This window comes from Virgibacillus ainsalahensis, assembly GCF_055380755.1.
Genome location: NZ_AP043943.1, coordinates 832,794 through 853,054, shown reverse-complemented (window position 1 = coordinate 853,054; position 20,261 = coordinate 832,794). Strand labels below are relative to the sequence as shown.

The window sequence follows — 20,261 nt, the reverse complement described above, 5'->3', positions numbered from 1 at the left end:
TCATTATGTTTATAAATGCGCTCGGGTCGGGAAAATATTACATATAGTATTTAGCATAAGCCTTTTTAAAAAGCGGAAAATTTGTGTCATATTTGTGACAAATCTGGGATTTTCCTGTTATAATGAATCAAAGTAAGCCTTTTCATGAATTCACCTCAATAAGGAGATGATTTAAATGGGTGTCACCATTATGTTTATGGTGCTTGCGACATTGACACCATTTTTGTTCCTGCGATTAAACAAGAAATTATATGCTGTCATCCAATCTATACTGTTGGTAGGGATGTGGCTCTACTTTTTCGCAGTTATGTTTCAGACACCTCCCGCCCCTTTCTCCATCTCATGGATTATGTTTTACTTGAGTCTCATTGTTGCTGAAGTCGCCTGGATTATGTTTATCATATACGAAGTCAAATTCATGTCATACAGAAGAAAAAAACTGCAGTAAATGAAACGAAACACCCCGCTTCTCTATTTCCAAAGAAAAGCGGGGTGTTTTCTGTTTTGTTTTGCTTGTTATTTGTCATTTTCCAATAACTCTATTTGAAACAGCTGCAGAACAGCCTGGATAAAAGCGAAGACTGCAATCATCAGGAATATAATTTTCGGTGAATAGTCAGCGTATAATGCTGCCCAAAATGCAATTGCAGTTAGCACAATGCAAAGGGTAAAACCGACAAGCGGCTTCCATTGTAGGGTTACTGTTTTCTGTCTATTTGTATCTCGACTGTTCTCCATACCCACCACAATTCCTTTCATTTAAATAGATTAATGACCGCCATGATCTTCATGTTGCTCCATTTGCTGATGATCGCCTTCTTCATCATGGTCATGTGTAAAACCAAATGACATCGTAAACAGTGAGCCTGCAACAACTATACTTGCTACAACAAAAGCGTGGAACATCATATTCCATGGCGTATTGGTGACACCAGATTCAATGATATGCATGAACATGAACAGCTGGATACCTGCCTGAATCACTGCCAGAGCCATAATTGCTACGATGATCCACAGCACTGGCAAATCCGATCCAAGTGCCGTCCATGCTGCTACGATTGTTAATACAATCGATACAATAAATCCGATAATGTGTTTTACAGGGTATTTTCTGGATTGTTTTGCCATATTATATCACCATCCCAATCAAATAAACACTGGTAAATATGAAAATCCAGATAACATCAAGAAAGTGCCAGTATAACCCGATAATAAAAACTTTCCTGCTGGTGACCGAAGTTATTCCCCGCTGTTTAAGCTGAATTAAGAGAAGAATCATCCAGCCGGTACCAAGTGCCACGTGGACACCATGTGTACCTGCCAGGATATAAAATGCAGACCAGTATGCGCTTGAAGGCAATGTTGCCCCTTTACTCACATAATGGACAAATTCATAAATCTCAAAGCCCAGAAACGTAAGACCAAGCAATAGGGTGATGATCAGCCAGGTAATCAGTCTTTTCACCTTGTTCTCCCGCATATTGTGAATAGCGATTCCACAAGTGAAACTGCTCGTTAAGAGGAGAAAAGTCATCACAAGTACGATTCCCGGCTGAAACAATTCTCCTGGACCCGGTGCATCGGCAGTTCTGCCAAATAGCACGGCATATGTTGCAAACAACGTCGCAAATAATGATATCTCTGCAGCAAGGAAAATCCAGAAACCAACGATGTTCGTCTGCCCCTCATTTGACCTGTATTCTAAAGGGACTGGATTTAATTCATTTTCACTCATCTGATAACCCCCTTGCCGCTCTTTCTGTTCGCTTAATTTCCTCTACACCGATATGATAGCCTTCATCATAATCAAATGAACGAATCCCCATCATAATAAGCACACCGATAAGACCGATAACTGCAAGTGTAATCCACTCAAAAACCAGGGCAAAACCGGCAAAGAACAGGATAGACATCATAATAAACGGTTGTCCAGTATTACTCGGCATATGAATCGGCTCTACCTTCTCTTCATCAAAGGTCGTCTCTCCTCTTTCCTTCATATCAATCAAGGCATCGTGTGTGGACACATGCGGAATGGTAGCAAAATTATATTTCGGTATTGGTGTTGGTGTCGCCCATTCAAGTGTCCTTCCGTAGCTCCAGCCGTCTCCACTGGTTTCGCGTTCACTGTACCGGTAACTGTAATAAATACCGTAGACGAAGATAGCAAAAGCCAGCCCCATCGTAAATCCGCCAATCGTTGAAATCAGATTTAGCGGCATCCATTCCGGAACAATGGTAAAAATCCTTCTTGCCATGCCGTCCAGTCCCAAAAAGTATTGCGGGAAGAAACAAACATGGAAACCGATCAGGAATAACCAAAAGCTCCATTTACCGATCCGTTCATTTAATTTATGTCCAAACATTTTCGGATACCAGTAGACAAGGCCGGCAAAACAAGCAAAAACGGTACCCGGGATCAACACATAATGGAAATGGGAGATAAGGAAGTATGTGTTATGATACTGGTAATCTGTTGCTGCCATCCCGAGCATAACCCCGGTGACCCCGCCGATCGTGAAACTTGGTATAAATGCCAGAGACCACAACATTGGCACTGTTGTCACAATCCGTGACTTATACAGCGTCGCCAGCCAATTGAAGATTTTCACCCCTGTCGGCACGGCAATCATCATCGTTGTAATCGAAAATACAGAGTTTACGAATGCGCCTGCACCCATGGTAAAGAAGTGGTGTACCCACACAACGAAACTCAATCCAGCAATGATAATAATCGCCCAGACCATCGCAGTATAGCCGAATAGCTGTTTTCGTGCGAAGGTCGCAATAATTTCCGAAAAGATACCAAAAGCTGGTAAGATAACAATGTAAACCTCCGGATGGCCCCACATCCAGAACAGATTTGCCCACATCATCGGTAGCCCTTCTCCGGTCAGTGTAAAGAACTGAGACCCAAAAATACGATCAATCGTGAACAACGCCAGCGCAACCGTTAAGATAGGGAATGCAAAAATGATAATAAAGGATGTAATTAACGTGGACCATGTGAATATTGGCATTTTAAATAATGTCATGCCAGGTGCCCGCATTCTTAAAATTGTTACCATCAGATTAATCCCTGTAGCCAGTGTCCCGATTCCCGATAATTGCACACCGAGCAGGTAAAAATTAATTCCCGGCCCGGGACTCAATGCGGATCCGGCAAGCGGAGCATAGTTGGTCCAACCAGCATCCGGTGCTCCACCTATTACAAAGGAAATATTAAACAGCATCGCACCAAAGAAAAAGGACCAAAAACTGAGCGCATTAACAAACGGAAAAGCAAAATCACGCGCTCCAATCTGTAGTGGTACAACAATGTTCATCAATCCGATTAAAAACGGCATTGCCATGAATATAATCATAATTGTACCGTGTGTTGTAAAAATTTCATCATAATGTTGGGCATTTAAAAAATTCATTGTTGGAAAAGCCAACTGTGTCCGCATCATTAGCGCGTCTGCCCCTGCACGGAACAGCATCACAAGAGCACTTAATATATACATAATACCAATTTTTTTATGGTCGACCGTTGTCAGCCATTCCTTCCACAACCATTTCCATTTTTTAAAATAGGTCAAAAGAAAGATAATGGCTGATGATACAAGTACGATGGCAACCATTCCTGCATATATCAGCGGTTCGCCGGTAACAAAAAATTCATCCAATTGCATGTTTCCTCACCTGCTTTCAACTTACTATTCGTTCTCTTCACGCCAACTGGCGTCATTTTCCAGATGTAACTGTTCTCCGTATAACTCTCGATGTCTTTCTACTGCATAATCCCGGCCATCATTACTTCCATGATCAACAAATTCCAGGTGTGTGGAAGAGAACGCCATCTCATCAAGTAAACCTGGCTTAAGCAACTCATCATATTCCTGCTGTGTTAATTCGGGAGCCTGATTCTGCGTCACCTCCACCCAATCGTTGAACTCCTCTTCCTCTTGAGCATGTACATCAAAGGTCTGCCCGGTGAAACCTTCTCCAGTGAAGTTGGCATTTCGTCCGTCAAAGACCCCCGTCTCATCCGCCTGCAGGTAAAGTGTATTTTCCATACCAGCCATGTTATACTTCTGACCACCGAGCTGCGGTACCCAGAAAGATGCCATCGAATCAGCAGAAGACAGACGGAATTCAATTGCTCTATCTGTCGGAATATGCAGATAGTTCACCGTTTCAATTCCCTGCTCTGGATAACTGAAAATCCATTTCCAGTCTGCCGATGTCGCGTAGACTACCAGTGGTTCTTTGTCAGCACTGGATTCCGGTGGTTCCTCCAGGTCGAATAGTGTTCCCACTGTTGGAATCGATAACGCTGTTACAATTATCAACGGAATGACCGTCCAAATAATTTCAATCTTGATATTCCCATTCAGATTTGGATTATAGTCACTCTCTTTCCGGTTTGGTTTGTTGTCCCGATATTTAAATATCATAAAACCAAACAGGACAAATACAACGAAGATAATCCCAAACATAAAAATAAGGGAATATAAAATCAAATCTTTCTGGCTCTGTGCAACAGGACCTTTCGGGTCAAGCACAGCCAATTCGCCACAACCACTCAAAAAGACAACGAAGCCAAGCAGCAGCAAGGCGAACCATTTTTTAAAAGAATGTCGTTTTTTCTTCATTAGAAACACTCCTGCATTGACAAAATTAACTGCTTTATTATTTTGCTATTTATACCTATTACCCGAAATGTTAACAAATGAAGCAGAATTATCGGAGGCTTCCACAATCTTTTTATATAATTTTCACTTTTATGGGTTATTTTTGTGATAAAATGTTCAAATTTTTTAGGGGCCTGTCCCCCACCGCTTTAGCACTTTAGCGTACCGGGGGACAGGCCCCTTTTATTACCCGGGAAATATTTATCGAATATTGCTCAGTTTCTCAAAGCAACTATTAGCATAATACGACAAAGTGGGACGGGAGAAAGTCGGTTCTTCCTTGAGGCACATCATTCTATCTAATTTGTATTGTTTTCCTTCGTTTTCTAATAGCAAATAGTAATAATCGTAAAACTTATATGATAGAATGAAATAAACGAAGGGGGAATTCTCGATGAATACCAACCAACTAAAGGTTCTAATTAGTAAAAAGAAACATACCCTAACCGCCCAGAAGCTGGTCATCTATAAACAAAGCAAAATCATCGAAGCAACCGACGAAAACACAGAGCATTACTACTTATTTTTTTATAAGGATAACTTCTTGAATGGGATAAAAACAGACCAGATTCAAATCGGATCCCATGTTCACCGCGCCTGTAAGCATGGCATTCATTTTAACGGTTCACATCCACTGACCGGCCAATTAATCCGTCAACAAAAAGCGTTACCATTCCTTCCATTCGATCAATTTTTTAAACATGTTCAAAACACCTATACCCACATTGAATCTGCCCTGATTACCACGTACGTTGACTCCTTCACATCGCCAGACACCATTCATAAACTGCTCAAAGAAATGTTTTACCACTACCAGCGTAACGGTCAATCCTTTAAAGCCTACCAAGTATTAAAAATTCATATAGACTATGATAGCGGGAATTCCTTTGCATTGGATATGATTAATAACCTGCAATTTCAGCGTTACGAATCCGTTTATGAAACCATAGAAAAAATGGCTGAAAAAGACCCCATTCAATTTGAATCGGTATGCTTTGAGCATTTAGACGATGACGCATTTCCTGCCTTGCTCCTTTCATTGTATAAAGATGAACATCGCAGCATCGATGAACTTGCGGTAAGAATCAGCTTGCTCAACCATTACTTTACAGAGAAGAATTTCGAAGCAATCCAGAAAATGAACGAGGGTTTTTCTGAAGAGGAGCAGCTCGTTTTACTACAGGAATTGAATCAAACAAGGAATAGTCCGGTTGTTACGGAAAAATTGATCAGTCGACTGCTTGCAACTGGAAATCCAAATGAGATTACCGAATTCATAATGACGACAAATATCCAACCAAAAGAAGAGCAATTAACAAGCATTATTACGAGCTTCGAACAAGCTGACTGCAGCCTGCTATCATCTTTTTTCAAGACCTCCAATCAGCGTTTGCTAAAATTAGGCAATCATCATCCCCATACAATGGAAAGACTGATTCGTCCATTCGTCTCCACGTTTTTACAGGATTATGATTTAGACGACATCATTGATTGGCTGACTCCTTTTCGCAATGAAAACTACCACCTTCCAATTGAACAGAAATTGAAAAAAATGCAAACCTTATCCGAAGACCCTGACCGCCAATTCGATTTAGGCGAATTATACGTCTATTTCCATCAATTTGAAAAATCAATTGACTGTTTTAAGTGGGATATGGAACTTTACCCCGAAGATCCCAAACCGGTCAATTACTTATCAAAAGTCTATCAGGAAATCGGCAATGCTGAGGAAGCTTCAGTATATCGGGAGTTGTTGATGCAAATGCAGCGATGATCACCACCATACCGGATATGTTAAACTGTTTACAAAATTGATTAAAGGGGGAAGCCACGATTTTTATCAACGAATTAATCCATTGTCTTGGTGCAGATAAATCCAGTGTGAATGAGACAGAGCTATTTCGACACAGCCAGGATGAATCCTTTCACCAATCGGTTGAACCTGATATCGTCTGCTTTCCAGAAAACCGATCGGATGTGGAAAGTATATTGGAAATTGCCCGCAAATACAGCATTCCAGTCACCGCATATGGTGCTGGATCCGGATTGGAAGGACAGGCAATCCCTGTTCAAAAAGGAATTGTTGTTAATTTCGAAAATATGAACAATGTTGTGGAATTTTCCCCGGAAGATTTGCTAATTACCGTTCAACCAGGCATTACCCGTCTTCAGCTGAATCAGATTGTCAATAAACATGGGCTTATGTTTCCCATTGATCCAGGTGCTGATGCCAGCATTGGGGGGATGGTCGCAACTAATGCCAGTGGAACGACTGCTGTAAGATATGGCTCAATAAGTGCTCAACTTTTGAATTTGGAGGTCGTTTTAGCAAACGGATCTGTCATCCGAACAGGTTCAAAAGCCAGAAAATCATCATCCGGCTATCGTTTAACAGAGCTCATTGCCGGGTCAGAAGGAACGCTCGGCCTGGTGACTGAAATTACGTTAAAACTGCAAGGGATACCAGAAGAAGCAATTGCAGCAAGGTGTACCTTCTCCACTGCCAGGGAATGCGCAGTTGCTGCCAAAACGATATTAGAAAGTGGCATCCCAGTAATGCGAATGGAACTCGTGGATGCAATTACCATTAAGGAAGTTAATGCATATGGCGGCTATAGCTTCCCTGTAGAACATTCCTTATTCTTGGAATTTGCGGATTCTAAGACTGCAGTGAATGAACAAGTGGAATTAGTCAGAGAATTCATGTATGACCTTAATTGCAAAAACTGGGAAGCGTCAATGGATTCCAACCAGCGTGCTGAACTCTGGAAAGCAAGACAGGAGATGTCTTATGCATTTCGACACAGGAAAGGTAAAAAGGCAATCGGCGGTGATGTCTGTGTACCAATATCCCAGATTCCTGAACTTGTCGTTCTTGCCCGCGACCTTATGGAGAAAAATAACTTAAAAGGCGGCGTCTTTGGACATATTGGTGATGGCAATTTTCATACACTGCTTGTTTTTGACCCGACAAATCAAGAAGAACAGCAAAAGGCGGAAAATATCAATGAAGCACTTGCCCATCACGCAATTGCTGTCGGCGGTACATGCACAGGTGAACATGGTGTCGGATTAGGGAAACAAAAATTCCAGGAGATGGAGCACGGTGAGGCGCTTCATCTGATGAAAGAAATCAAGCAGCTGTTTGATCCACAAGGAATATTGAATCCTGGAAAGATATTTATTTAGTTGTGAGGATTGGGATGGTTTCTGCGCTCGGGCCGGGGATGCTGCGATTGCAGTTTGGGTCCGGTGCTCAGGCCAGGATGTTCTGCGGTCATGCGCTTTAGTCCTGCGCTCGGACCTGAGTATTCTGCGTTCATAGACTTTGCTCCTGCACTCAGATCAGGAGGTCCTGCGGTCATGGTTTAGAATCCTGCGCTCAGATCAACATGTTCTGCATTCGTGGCACCTGCTGACCCGTCTACAAAATCCACTGCCAAAAAGCATACGCCACTCCATCCTCATTATGATTCTTCGTCACATGATCGGCCTGGCCTTTCACAGCATCTTTAGCATTTTCCATGGCAATACTTATGCTTGCTGCTTCGAACATGGAAATGTCATTGAAATTATCGCCTATGGCAACCGTCTCCCCGAACGGAATATTAAAGTGCTCTGCTAGAAACTTCATGGCATTTCCCTTGCTTGCTTTATTATGTGAAATTTCCAGTTTTTGCTCACCTGAAGTTGTAATTGCAATATCTTCTCTTCCTTCTAACGTTTCCCTTAGTTTTGCCAGCTTTTCCTCATCAAATGACAGAATAAAAATTTTATAGACACCTTTTTCCGAGAAATCGATGGTGCTGTAGTCCGGGACTGGTATAAGTCGATGCTGCTTGTATTGAATCGCAATGATATTCTTTGCCCATTCTAGATTCGTCTGATCCTCAAGCTGCTTTAACTCATTGTGCAGCAGGCTTTTCCCTTCTTCTTTGATTAACACACCATTATTCGTATAAATTTCATAATAGACATCGCTATCTTCAATTGTTTCGATTAGCTCAGATATAAGGTCGGTATGTAAAATATGATGCTCTAAAACCTCTCCATTGTTGAAAGCAAGTCCGCCATTTCCGGTAATAATCGGGCACTTGAGATTTGCATCTTTTAAAAGCTGATCCGTGTCATGGAGCGAACGCCCGGAAGAAATAGCGACAACATGCCCCCTTCGTTGTGCCTCATGGATTGCTTTTTTATTTGCCTCACTGATGGAAATATCTTCTGAAAGTAATGTTCCATCCATGTCAATTGCTATGAATTTCAATGTGCTTCCTCCCTGTTTTCGATAAAATTCTGGTGATAAAACTTCCTAATATATAATTTTACCACATAATCGTAAATGAAGTTGACACAGCACAATTATGTCTCAGGGAAGCCCATCATTTGAATAATTTTACTACACCACATATCCTTTAATTAAGAAAATGAATCTCAATGAATGGCGGTGGATGTACGATGAGAAATATAGGAATTGATGCCGGCGGTTCGCTGACGAAAATTGCTTATGAAGAACGTGGGAAAATCCATGTAAAAACATTTCCCAGTGATAAAATGGATCAGCTTATGGATTGGTTACGAATTGTATCTCCAGGCGCTCTCTTACATTTGACAGGTGGAAAAAGTGCTTATTTAGAGCGCACCGTTCAGCAAAAGACGTTTCACGTTGATGAGTTTGAAGCAACCGCTGAAGGAACGCGCTTTTTACTGCAACAAGAAAAAAGTGTGCTGGATAAGGAATTTATATTGGTAAGTATTGGCACAGGAACTTCTATCTTTCATGTAACACAGGAATCCCATGTTCGGCTATTTGGAAGCGGAATCGGCGGTGGTACGCTGATGGGACTTGGAACACTGATCTGTGGAAAGAATAATTTTCTGGAGCTTGTTGAACTGGCTGGTAAAGGCAACCGGGCAAATAGTGATCTATTGGTCAAAGATATCTATGCACCCGGTAAGCCACCGCTTTCAGGTGATTTAACTGCAGCAAACTTTGGAAAAGCTCATAGGGAAAATAATGCCAATGAAACCGACCATATGTCAAGTCTAATCCAATTAATAGGTGAATCCATCATTTTGCTTGCCGGACAAGCGGCTGCCGCTCATAATGTTGGCAAAATTGTTTTCATAGGCAGTACACTCAACGGTAACAGGCCACTGAAGGATGTGTTGGGCGGATATCGGGAAATGCTGCCATACGAGCCGGTTTTTCTGGATAGAGGCGCCTATGCTGGAGCAATTGGTGCTTTTACTTTGTAAGATGAATTGAATCGTCGTAAAGTGCCGCGTTTGAATTAGGATCGTGTTCGCTTGGTTCGGCATGGCGGCTGTTCGGTTATGCGTCTCGCTCGATTCTACTTTCTTCCACCTCCTCTCAATAGCTTCATACGATTCTAATTATCGCAGACATCTGATCGAATGGGAAAACTAAGAGTAAAAAGCAGTGGGAGCAAGTTTAAGAAGAAATAATTATCATTGAAAAAGCCGTCGCTTATGAGGTAAGCGACGGCTTTTGCTGTTTTTAGATACGTATCAAAATTTATTTCAACTCAAGCAGCTTGTTCTTCAGTTCGTTTTCCATTGTAATCATTTCCTTCTCGGCCTGGTGACGTTTTTCCCGGCCTTCTGTTTGAATATGAATGGTTTCTTCAATGGTCGACATCAGGTTTTCCTGTGTTTTCTTCAGTGTTTCAATATCGACAAGGCCACGTTCGTTTTCTTTTGCTGTCTCAATAGAATTAACTTTCAGCATTTCTGAATTTCGTTCCAACAGCTCATTCGTAGTGTTGGACACTTGTTTCTGTGCTTCGACTGCATGACGCTGGCGGATAAGTGTGAGTGCAATTGCGATTTGATTTTTCCAAAGTGGAATGGCAGTCAAAATGGATGATTGGATTTTTTCAACCAATGCCTGATTTGTATTTTGGATCAGTCGAATTTGTGGAGCACTTTGGGTTGTGATTTGCCTGCTTAGTTTCAAATCATGCATACGTTTCTCAAGTCTCTCTGCAAACTGCATCATGTCATTTACCTCTTGCACATCCATTTGGTTTTTACTCACATCTGCTTTTTGCTTCAGCTCGGGAATCAATTTGGTTTCCAATTCTTCCAGCTTTATTTCACCTGCAGCAATATAAATATTCAATGCATCGAAGTAATCTCTATTCTTATCAAAGACTTGTTGCAGCATGTCATTATCTTTTGTGAGTGTGCTTTTATGGTGATCGAGCTTCACACTGATCCGCTCAATTTGGGCACCGGTTTTCTGGTATTTTGAAAGAATTTCATTAACAGAGCTAGAAATTTTTCCAAACATACGGGAGAATAATCCCCGCTTCTGTGGCTGCAAATCATCCGGATTTACCTGCTGTAACCTTTTCATCAGGTCATCAAGAATATGACCGATTTCTCCAACCTCATTACTTTGGACATGCTCCAGCATGGAATGGGAAAAATTGAGAAGTTTTGACTGTGCTTCGGTTCCATACTGGGTAATCGCCTGATGATTATTCGGGTCAATCTGTTTCGCCAGTTGGTGTGCCTTTTCCTTTTTTTCTTCCGGTAATACATCAATCAGGCGGTTGGGCTTGTCCCCTTTCTGCTCTACTTCAGTCGGTTTTTCTGCGGTTTTGTCTGTGCCGAACGGATTCATTAGTAAATCATCTATTTCGTCAGATTGATGTTGTTCGTTCATTTCAATGCCCTCCCATGACTTTTATTTACGCTGCCTATCGACTTTCTGGCCACATCCAATTCAAAATCCAATGTATCAAAATCATCATTCAGCATGGTATATAAATCTTTCTTCACCGTTGTCTCCATAATCATGATGGTATGGCGGGTATCCCTTAGTGATTCAGCCATTTCCTTCGTTTTTGATGGCTGTGCGTTTAAATAGGCATATTTTTCGGCTAATGCCACAAGGGAATCGAGATGTTTATAATAAAACGATTCCGCTTGATAGAAGCGTTTCGGCTCTTTTTTTGTATTTGAATAAATTTTGCGGACGGTGAGCATAATCGCGATGTTCTGCTTTCGCTGCGAACCGCTGCCAACACTCCTCAATGCCCGCTGCAGTCGTGTGATTTTCTGTTTTGCTTCTTTCAGGTTTTGTTCAATATAGTTGTATTCTCTTCGACTCAGGCCAATACTTCTCAGATAACGGTAATGTGTGATCTGCTTGTTGGAAAAATATACCGTACCTCCGCCCAGTAAGCCATATAGTCCTGCAAGCAAAAAGGATTGCTCAAAAGCAAAAAAACTGATCAGCCATGTCAGGACGGCGGCAGAAGAACCTGCCATGAAACGTGCGATAAATTGTAGAAAAGCTCTCATTGATTCCAGCTCCTATTTCACAGTTATATAGGTATAAAACCTTGTTATTACATAAGTATAACGAAGGTTTTCGCCATAAAGGCTGACGAAAAGCCACATTTTCTAAACATCCAACCAGTTGGATTATGTTGATAAAATCTGTACCATTTCATACGAAAGTAACCGTAAAAAGGTTTCACTTCTATTTTAATCGACAATCAGCAAAGATGCCAGTTAGAAAATGCCACCGCGTTCGACAAATCCGGAAATTTCGGAAGTATATTCCGATTTCTATTTTTTGTCCCGTTGATAACTGCATGGTATGATGCTGTAAAGGAGTGGATGGGTCATGGAGATGAAATATGCAATCTATCAAATGAAGATTGAAGCAGCAAACCCAAAGGAAAACCGGAAGAATATTGAGGCCTGGGTACAAGAAATCACGGATCAGGATAAGCCTGACACCATTGTTCTTCCGGAAATGTGGAATACCGGCTATGCCTTAACTGAATTGGAAAATACAGCCGACCGGCATGAAGAGCCAAGTGCTTCTTTTTTAAGTAAGCTTGCTAAAACCTATCACATTAATATTATCGGTGGCTCAATCGGAAATAAAAAAGGAGAGCAATTTTATAATACGAGTCTTGTATTCAATCGAAATGGTGAACGGATCTATCAATACGATAAAATTCACCTTGTACCGATGCTGAATGAACATAACTATTTGACGGGCGGAAAAGAAAAAGTAAAACCATTCGAACTGGACAATATTAAAATGGGTCTGATTATCTGTTATGACCTGCGTTTTCCGGAGTTGGCCCGAAGCCTTGCATTGGAAGGTGCTCAAGTTCTGCATGTTGTTGCCGAATGGCCTGAAGCAAGAGTTGACCACTGGAAACATTTGCAGCTTGCGAGGGCAATTGAGAATCAATTCTTTGTCGTATCCAGCAATAGTGTCGGGGTATATGACGGCACAGATTTTGCAGGACGCTCGATGGTCATTGATCCATGGGGAAAGGCACTCGCCATTGGTGATTCCTCCAAAGAAGAAACGGTTACGGCATCCATTGACCTTTCATCCGTGGATAAAATAAGGAAAGATGTTCCCGTATTTGACAGCAGAGTGCCGGAAATGTACGACTAATAACGAATTTCACATAATAGGAGAGTGAAAGCAATGCGGAGCTTCGAACAATCAGATACATTAAAGCGATTACCCGAACAGTTTTTTGCCAGCCTTGTTCAAAGGGTCAAGAAGCTGATGAATGAAGGGCATGACATTATCAATCTCGGACAGGGAAACCCGGACCTTCCCACACCGGAGCATATTGTAAATGAACTAAAAAATGCTGCAGGTAATCCCGATTTCCACAAGTATTCCCCATTTCGTGGCCAATCGTTTTTAAAGGAAGCTGTAGCCGCTTTTTATAAGCGTGAATATGATGTCGATGTCGACCCGGATACAGAAGTTGCTATTATGTCAGGAGCAAAAACCGGCCTGGTTGAGATCAGCCAATGCCTGCTCAATCCGGGAGACACCGTATTGCTGCCAGATCCGGGCTATCCGGATTATCTGTCAGGCGTTGCACTTGCTAATGCGACACGAGCAACGATGCCATTGCTTTCGGAGAACGATTTCCTTCCCGACTATACGAAGCTGGATCCAAACACATTAGATCAGGCAAAATTAATGTTCCTAAACTACCCCAATAATCCAACCGCTGCTACTGCTACAACCGATTTTTTCGAAAAGACTGTTGATGTTGCAAAAAAACACAACATTTGTGTCGTTCATGACTTTGCATATGGAGCGATCGGTTTTGAGGGAAAGAAGCCGCTCAGTTTTCTACAATTTGATGGTGCGAAAGAGATCGGTGTTGAAATGTATACATTATCCAAAACCTATAACATGGCAGGCTGGCGCGTCGCATTTGCTGTTGGTAATCCTTCTGTCATTGAAAGCATCAATTTGATTCAGGACCATATCTATGTCAGCTTGTTCAGTGCAGTCCAAAAAGCTGCAGCAAAAGCATTGACCAATGATCAGCAAGCTGTTAAGGAATTGGCAGAAACCTATAAAAAAAGAAGGAATGCCTTTATCGATAAACTAAATGCCATCGGCTGGAACGTCGAAGCGCCCAAAGGAACGTTCTTTGCCTGGCTCAGGGTTCCTGAAGGATTCACCTCCGAACAATTCGCTGATTTATTATTGAATAAAGCACATGTGGCAGTTGCTGCCGGTAATGGATTTGGTGAAATGGGAGAGGGCTATGTACGTGTTGGCCTGTTGGATAGTGAGGAACGGCTGGAAGAAGCGGCAGAACGGATTGGCAGGCTGGACTTGTTTTAGTATGAGCTGGAGATGATGACGCTTGGGCTGGGGGAGCGATGTTTTATTGGATTCGGGGGATGACGCTCGGCCTGGGGGCGATGCTTTAATGGATTCGGGGGATGGCGCTTGGCCTGGTGCGATGTTTTTATAGATTCGGGTGATGGCGCTTGGCCCGGCGGCGATGTTTTTATAGATTCGGGTGATGAACTTTGGCCTGGGGACGATGTTTTTATAGATTCAGGTGATGGCGCTTGGTCTGGGGGCGATGTTTTAATAGATTCGGGTGATGGCGCTTGGCCTGAGGGCGATGTTTTTGTGGATTCGGGTGACGGCGCTTGGCCCGGCGACGATGTTTTATCAGATTCAGGCGATGAACCTTGGCACGGCAGCGATGTTTAATAGATTCGGGTGATAACCACTGGCCCGGCGGCGATGTTTTTATAGATTCGGGTGATGAACCTTGGCCTGGGGACGATGTTTTAATGGATTCGGGTGATGGCGTTTGGCCTGGGGACGATGTTTTAATGGATTCGGGTGATGGCGCTTGGCCCGGCGGCGATGTTTTAATAGATTCGGGTGATGAACCTTGGCCCGGCGGCGATGTTTTATTGGATTCGGGTGATAGCGCTTGGCCTGAGGGCGATGTTTTAATAGATTCGGGTGATGGCGCTTGGTCTGGGGGCGATGTTTTATTAGATTCGGGTGATAGCGCTTGGCCCGGCGGCGATGTTTTATCAGATTCGGGGTGATGATGACTCCTGGCACGGCAGCGATGTTTTATCAGATTCAGGTGATGACCACTGGCACAGGGACGATGTTTTAATAGATTCGGGTGATGGCGCTTGGCCCGGCGGCGATGTTTTATCAGATTCAGGCGATGACCCTTGGCACGGCAGCGATGTTTAATAGATTCGGGTGATAACCACTGGCCCGGCGGCGATGTTTAACCGGATTCAGGCGATGACTCCTGGCCCGGGGGGGATGCTTCGCTAAATTCAAGCGAATACCCCATCGCCTGAGAGCAATGTTTAACCGGATTTAGGCAATGTTCCTGTTCTTCCTTTAAAAAGCCATTTTAAAATGGATGGTACAAACATGACAATCATTAAAATCCGTGTCAACTGCAGAGCACTGACCACCGCCGGGTCTCCTCCAACACTATATGCGGTAAGCACCATTTCAAATAACCCTCCAGGAGCAAGGCTTAAAATAGCTGTGGCATTATTTAGCGATGTGAAATTTGCCAGCAGGAGGCCAAGGCCAAAGGCAATTATAATGATAAGCATGGTTAGGCCAAAATAAACAAGCGTATACTTTCCGCCCTGTTTGACATCACGAAATAGAATATTTTTCCCCAGGCTTGCACCAATTGTGATTTGTCCGGCATTCAGCAAAAAGGTCGGGACCGATGCCATATCGATGGGGCTGACATTCATCACAGCTGTAACACCGAGTGCTCCAATAATAATTCCAGCAGGGATCTTGTTACGAATGAGCAATGCAATGATGACTGGTAAAATAAACCATAAATAATTCCACTCCAGCCCCACTACTGAATTTTCCATCATTTCTGAACCCATTGTGCCTTGAACGTCCTCCGTAAAAAGTAAGGTTATCACGGTTGGAACCGTAAAAAGGACAGTCATTAACCGGATCGACTGAAAAATAACAACAAAGGAAGATTTTGCGTTGAGTGATTCACTGGCAATTGTCATCTCTGTGAGTCCACCAGGGATGCTGGCAAACACACTTGTGACTTTATCAACATGAATCCACCGCGTTACAGCAATGCCTAACAAGATACTTGCCGTAATCAGAACAATCGTCAGGAAAAGGTATGGAAGAAAGTATGGCAAGATGGTCTGAAACGTGTCCGCAGTAAAATATAAACCGAAATAGATTCCAAGGATAATAAGCCCACCATTTTTGATGGACGCTGGAAGGTATGCCTCTCTATTTGTCAGCCCCTGCCAAAGCATCACAAATGTCAATGATCCAAGCACCCATGGCAGCGGCAAATTCGCCAGACTGAACAGCCAGCCGCCGAGTGTGGCTATCAGAATGGTTTCCATTAACCTCAGATTTTGTTCCTTTGTCATGATAGTACTCCTTTTAATATCTAAATATCTTTCTAGTCGCTGGGCCGCATTCTTAAGGAAAAGGACACAGATAATTTCATTATGAGCATAGTTAACAGCAGATAGCAATAGAATTATAAAAATCCAACCATGAACGCTTCAATACATTAGAAAACTTGGCATTCGCTATAGGTTAGGCGAATTGCCAAAGCCCTCACTTATGCAGTAAGAAAGTTTTATACTTTCTTACTGCTAAAAAAGCAGCGCTTCTGTAACATCTATACAGAAACACTACTTTTCCCACGGATGCTGGAGTTCGGGTCACAAGCACTGTAACCACTTGACTAATCCACGTAAGCGCGAGACAGCTCGACTTGAACACTGGACTAACCCACGTGAACGCAGGACTAATCATCGCGAAAGCGGTACCTCGGACCACGAGCGCAGGACTCATCGACATAAACGCAGAACTTCGAGCCGCGAGCGCAGCACCACTCGCCTTGAACGCAGAACCTCCTATCCCGAGCGCAGAACTTATTCGCCACCACTGCAACAAGAAAATACTATTCCTCCCCGGAAAAATGCTTTCTTGCCATCTTAGCCACATCCTCTGGTGCTTTATAAGTCATGGATTCTTGATGAAGGGCCTGGAAGAAGTTGATATCACTTGTATCGAGCCCGCCAATCGTGAGTCTTGGAATCAATCGTGCATGGACTGGTGAACCTTCATTGGAAAAGGTTATTGCCATATTAAAGCTTGCGAGTCCCTGCTCATCCAATGTTTGAAACACTGCCTGCAGCCCTTTTGCAAAATTAAGCCAGTCCGCCTCAGTGATATCATCAATCGAAGTTGCTCCCTTAAAAATCGTGAGAAAATCATTATGGCTTTTCGGTGCGAATGCATGCATCCACGCCACATTGCCATGTTCGCCAATCCAGCGTTCGCCATCTTTCTCTTTTTCATACAGATAGGATAAATATTCCTCTCCGTGGTTTTCCTGAAAGGCCTTTCCTTTTCTATCAAAAACGTTTTGATAATTGGTTGCTGTTTCCGAGACGACAACATGCAGATGCGGATGGAGAATGCTGCCACCGGATTGTGGGAGGTAATTCCAGTTGATGGATGCATAAGCTCCCTCTTCTTCTTCAGACATCGCCTGCTTGATATAGGTCTGTGCTGCCATAAATGCATCCTTTATCATTGTAGTTGAAAATTCTTGCAAGCGAACATAATGATCACCTGAAAAAACGACAACCCCATTATGCTTACTGTAAGGAAACAAATTTGGAAAGACAATAGCTTCCCCCTTTGAAATCCGTCCTTCTGTCGTGACTTCCTTTGGGAATACCGGTGTTAATTTCAGCACATTTTCCGGACAAAACGGGCAATTCTTCCCACTGGTTTGTTCTGCGGCTTCTGTATAATCGGGTGGTGTCAGGTTTAAACCGGGATTAACGACAAGACGTGATGATTCCCCTGTCAGCGGGTCAAATCGTACCTCCGTTTTTTGTTCCATCTTTTGTCCTTCTCCATCGTAAAACGTAAAAACCTCTTCCTGCTTTTGAAATAATGTATCCATCGAATCATTCCCCCTTCTTCGTCATTACCTTCATTATGAGCATAGTTTTTAGAATTTATCAATTATTTAACAAGGTGAAAAAAACTGCTGAAGTCAAGCGCTTCAGCAGTTTTCATTAATTGTGCAAGCTTTTTATGGAATATTCATTTCAACATATACCTATGAAAACTTCTTACTCTATTTCTACAATTCCTTTTTCTTCTCTCTCTACATTTCCTTCTTTTTTCAACACCATCTGTTCTGCTTCACCCAGATTTGTGAAGACGACTGGTGTAATCGTGGACTTGGCGTTCTTACCAATATAAGAAAGATCTGCATGTAATAAAGGCTGTCCGACTTTGACATCGTCCCCTTCTTCTACAAGTGTTTCAAAGCCGTCACCATTCAAGTGGACAGTATCAATTCCCACATGGATCAGAATTTCTTTTCCGCCTTCAGATTGAATACCAATTGCATGTTTCGTCGGGAAGACATTTACAATTTTACCGTTTACCGGGGAGACAATTTTCCCTTCTTCCGGAACCATTGCAAATCCATCACCCATCATTTTCCCTGCGAAAACATCATCAGGTACTTCCGTAATTGGTACAACCTTCCCTTTCATTGGCGCAAAAATGACTTCATCTATCTTTTCGTTCTGCAATGCATCCGGATTTACTTCCTCAATTTGCTGTTGAATTTCTTCCTGTTGATCTGTTTCTGTAGCACGAGGTGTTTTACCAGATATGATATCCTGCATTTGACCTTTGATTGTTTCTGAGCGCGGTCCGAAAATGGCCTGGATATTATCTCCCACTTCCAATACGCCTGCAGCGCCCAGTTGTTTCAGACCGTCTTTATCGACATTGCTAATAGAATTCACGGAAACACGAAGGCGAGTAATACAAGCATCAAGATGTGCGATATTTTTCTCACCGCCCATTGCTTCCAATACATTATACGCAAGATCTCCGGTTTCACCTTTTTTCGCTTCCTGATCTTCGTCTGTTTCTTCACGCCCTGGCGTCATCAGGTTGAATTTTTTAATGAAGAACCGGAAAAGCACATAATAAATAACTGCGAACACCAGCCCGGCAAGTACTGCGATCCACCATGGTTCCTGTCCAGGCAGAATACCGAATAATGCAAAGTCAATGGCACCACCGGAGAATGTGTAACCGATATTCACACTGAAGAATGTCATGAGCATGAAGGATAGCCCATCCAATATGGCGTGAATAACGAACAGCATTGGTGAGATAAACATAAATGAAAACTCAAGCGGCTCGGTAATCCCTGTTAAGAAGGATGTTAATGCCCCTGAAGCTAATAAACCTGCCACAAGTTTTTTCCTTGCAGGTTTTGCTGCATGATACATCGCTAAAGCTGCTGCTGGCAAACCAAACATCATAATCGGAAATTCCCCGGCCATGAAGTTACCTGCTGTAATTTCAACACCTTCTCTAAGTTGTGCGAAGAAGATGGTCATATCACCGCGGACAATATCGCCTGCAGCTGTTGTATAGGAACCGAACTCATACCAGAAAGGCGCATGGAAAATATGATGTAACCCAAATGGGATGAGCAATCGTTTAATAAATCCAAATAAAAATACCGCCAAATACGTTCCTTCTTCAATTAACCAGTAGGATGCACTGTTCATCGCTTCCTGTACCGATGGCCAGATGAACATTAGTAAAATACCTGCAACAAAGGAAACGGCTGCTGTCATAATTGGCACAAATCGTTTCCCTGCAAAGAATCCTAAGAATGACGGCATTTCAATATCGTGGTAGCGATTGTAACAGAATGCCGCAATTAATCCGACGATAATCCCGCCAAATACCCCTGTCTGTAATGTTGGAATTCCTAATATACTGGCATAAGCCGGATTATTTTCAATCATTTCCGGTGTAACACCGATCCATGACCCCATCACCTGGTTCAATACCAGATAACCAACCAGTGCAGCAAGTCCAGCTGCTCCATCACTTGCCAGGCCAATCGCAACACCAATTGCGAAAATGAGTGGCAAGTTATCAAAAATAATTCCACCGGCATCTTCCATCACTGTCGCAATGAGCTGAATCCACTCCGCTCCTAGAAAAGGAAGATACTCAAGCATTGTATCCTGCTGGGCCGCATTACCAAACCCAAGCAATAGACCAGCTGCCGGCAGGAGTGCCACTGGCAGCATTAATGCTTTTCCGACTTTTTGAAGAACTCCAAAAGCCTTTTTAAACATGTAAAAAACCTCCTATTTCACAGCAAACATTCAAAATCCTGGCTAAAAAACAAAAAA

At 42.7% G+C, this 20,261-nt stretch carries 19 protein-coding genes; 8 read left to right on the top strand and 11 right to left on the bottom strand.

Annotated elements, in window-relative coordinates:
* Positions 1-175: 175 nt before the first annotated feature.
* Positions 176-448 carry a hypothetical protein gene (locus tag ACZ427_RS03955; RefSeq protein WP_461179075.1) on the top strand — a complete coding sequence of 91 codons (273 nt, stop codon included), beginning with the start codon at positions 176-178 and terminating at the stop codon, positions 446-448.
* A 68-nt stretch (positions 449-516) separates the two neighbouring features.
* On the opposite strand, the gene ACZ427_RS03950 is transcribed toward ACZ427_RS03955, so the two are convergent.
* Genes ACZ427_RS03950 through qoxA form a run of 5 tightly spaced genes read right to left on the bottom strand, consistent with a single transcriptional unit; the run spans position 517 to position 4,637 of the window.
* The gene (locus ACZ427_RS03950; protein WP_464883529.1) at positions 517-738 is read right to left on the bottom strand and encodes a hypothetical protein; all 222 of its coding nucleotides are present in this window, start codon (positions 736-738) and stop codon (positions 517-519) included.
* Positions 739-768: 30 nt separating this feature from the next.
* Positions 769-1,128, bottom strand: coding sequence for a cytochrome aa3 quinol oxidase subunit IV (gene qoxD, locus ACZ427_RS03945; RefSeq protein WP_461179073.1), 360 nt, complete (start codon positions 1,126-1,128; stop codon positions 769-771).
* Between the two features lies 1 nt (position 1,129).
* A complete protein-coding gene (gene qoxC / locus ACZ427_RS03940) occupies positions 1,130-1,735 on the bottom strand; it encodes a cytochrome aa3 quinol oxidase subunit III (RefSeq protein WP_461179072.1) in 606 nt (201 codons plus the stop codon).
* The gene (gene qoxB, locus ACZ427_RS03935; RefSeq protein ID WP_461179071.1) at positions 1,728-3,674 is read right to left on the bottom strand and encodes a cytochrome aa3 quinol oxidase subunit I; all 1,947 of its coding nucleotides are present in this window, start codon (positions 3,672-3,674) and stop codon (positions 1,728-1,730) included. Before qoxB ends, qoxC begins: the two co-directional genes overlap by 8 nt.
* A gap of 24 nt (positions 3,675-3,698) precedes the next feature.
* On the bottom strand, positions 3,699-4,637 hold the full coding sequence (gene qoxA, locus ACZ427_RS03930; protein ID WP_461179070.1) for a cytochrome aa3 quinol oxidase subunit II: 939 nt from the start codon (positions 4,635-4,637) through the stop codon (positions 3,699-3,701).
* A 433-nt stretch (positions 4,638-5,070) separates the two neighbouring features.
* Between qoxA and ACZ427_RS03925 the strand changes: the two genes are divergently transcribed.
* Together ACZ427_RS03925 and ACZ427_RS03920 are read left to right on the top strand one after the other, a co-directional pair.
* A complete protein-coding gene (locus ACZ427_RS03925; RefSeq protein WP_461179069.1) occupies positions 5,071-6,450 on the top strand; it encodes a tetratricopeptide repeat protein in 1,380 nt (459 codons plus the stop codon).
* Between the two features lie 107 nt (positions 6,451-6,557).
* Positions 6,558-7,865 carry an FAD-binding oxidoreductase gene (locus ACZ427_RS03920; RefSeq protein WP_461179068.1) on the top strand — a complete coding sequence of 436 codons (1,308 nt, stop codon included), beginning with the start codon at positions 6,558-6,560 and terminating at the stop codon, positions 7,863-7,865.
* A gap of 235 nt (positions 7,866-8,100) precedes the next feature.
* Here the strand turns inward: ACZ427_RS03920 and ACZ427_RS03915 are convergent, their stop codons facing one another.
* Positions 8,101-8,943 (bottom strand): HAD family hydrolase, encoded by an 843-nt coding sequence (locus ACZ427_RS03915; protein WP_461179067.1) that lies wholly within the window; start codon positions 8,941-8,943, stop codon positions 8,101-8,103.
* 191 nt (positions 8,944-9,134) lie between these two features.
* Here ACZ427_RS03915 and coaW point away from each other — a divergent pair, with 191 nt between their 5' ends.
* Complete coding sequence (coaW, locus tag ACZ427_RS03910; protein WP_461179066.1) at positions 9,135-9,935, top strand: type II pantothenate kinase; 801 nt, start codon at positions 9,135-9,137, stop codon at positions 9,933-9,935.
* Positions 9,936-10,215: 280 nt separating this feature from the next.
* Here the strand turns inward: coaW and ACZ427_RS03905 are convergent, their stop codons facing one another.
* The gene (locus ACZ427_RS03905) at positions 10,216-11,370 is read right to left on the bottom strand and encodes a toxic anion resistance protein (protein WP_461179065.1); all 1,155 of its coding nucleotides are present in this window, start codon (positions 11,368-11,370) and stop codon (positions 10,216-10,218) included.
* A complete protein-coding gene (locus tag ACZ427_RS03900) occupies positions 11,367-12,011 on the bottom strand; it encodes a 5-bromo-4-chloroindolyl phosphate hydrolysis family protein (RefSeq protein ID WP_461179064.1) in 645 nt (214 codons plus the stop codon). Before ACZ427_RS03900 ends, ACZ427_RS03905 begins: the two co-directional genes overlap by 4 nt.
* A gap of 328 nt (positions 12,012-12,339) precedes the next feature.
* On the opposite strand from ACZ427_RS03900, the gene ACZ427_RS03895 reads away from it, so the two are divergent.
* From ACZ427_RS03895 to ACZ427_RS03880, 4 genes are all read left to right on the top strand, one after another.
* The gene (locus ACZ427_RS03895; protein WP_461179063.1) at positions 12,340-13,134 is read left to right on the top strand and encodes a carbon-nitrogen family hydrolase; all 795 of its coding nucleotides are present in this window, start codon (positions 12,340-12,342) and stop codon (positions 13,132-13,134) included.
* A gap of 33 nt (positions 13,135-13,167) precedes the next feature.
* The gene (locus tag ACZ427_RS03890) at positions 13,168-14,340 is read left to right on the top strand and encodes a pyridoxal phosphate-dependent aminotransferase (RefSeq protein WP_461179062.1); all 1,173 of its coding nucleotides are present in this window, start codon (positions 13,168-13,170) and stop codon (positions 14,338-14,340) included.
* Between the two features lie 268 nt (positions 14,341-14,608).
* Complete coding sequence (locus ACZ427_RS03885; RefSeq protein WP_461179061.1) at positions 14,609-14,734, top strand: hypothetical protein; 126 nt, start codon at positions 14,609-14,611, stop codon at positions 14,732-14,734.
* A gap of 314 nt (positions 14,735-15,048) precedes the next feature.
* Complete coding sequence (locus tag ACZ427_RS03880) at positions 15,049-15,228, top strand: hypothetical protein (protein WP_461179060.1); 180 nt, start codon at positions 15,049-15,051, stop codon at positions 15,226-15,228.
* Between the two features lie 122 nt (positions 15,229-15,350).
* On the opposite strand, the gene ACZ427_RS03875 is transcribed toward ACZ427_RS03880, so the two are convergent.
* The 3 genes from ACZ427_RS03875 to ptsG all read right to left on the bottom strand — a co-directional run bounded on the left by ACZ427_RS03875 (position 15,351) and on the right by ptsG (position 20,204).
* Complete coding sequence (locus ACZ427_RS03875; RefSeq protein WP_461179059.1) at positions 15,351-16,421, bottom strand: AbrB family transcriptional regulator; 1,071 nt, start codon at positions 16,419-16,421, stop codon at positions 15,351-15,353.
* A 542-nt stretch (positions 16,422-16,963) separates the two neighbouring features.
* Positions 16,964-17,980, bottom strand: a complete 1,017-nt coding sequence (locus ACZ427_RS03870; RefSeq protein WP_461179058.1) for a hypothetical protein — start codon at positions 17,978-17,980, stop codon at positions 16,964-16,966.
* Positions 17,981-18,152: 172 nt separating this feature from the next.
* Positions 18,153-20,204, bottom strand: a complete 2,052-nt coding sequence (gene ptsG / locus ACZ427_RS03865; RefSeq protein ID WP_461179057.1) for a glucose-specific PTS transporter subunit IIBC — start codon at positions 20,202-20,204, stop codon at positions 18,153-18,155.
* Positions 20,205-20,261 lie beyond the last annotated feature (57 nt).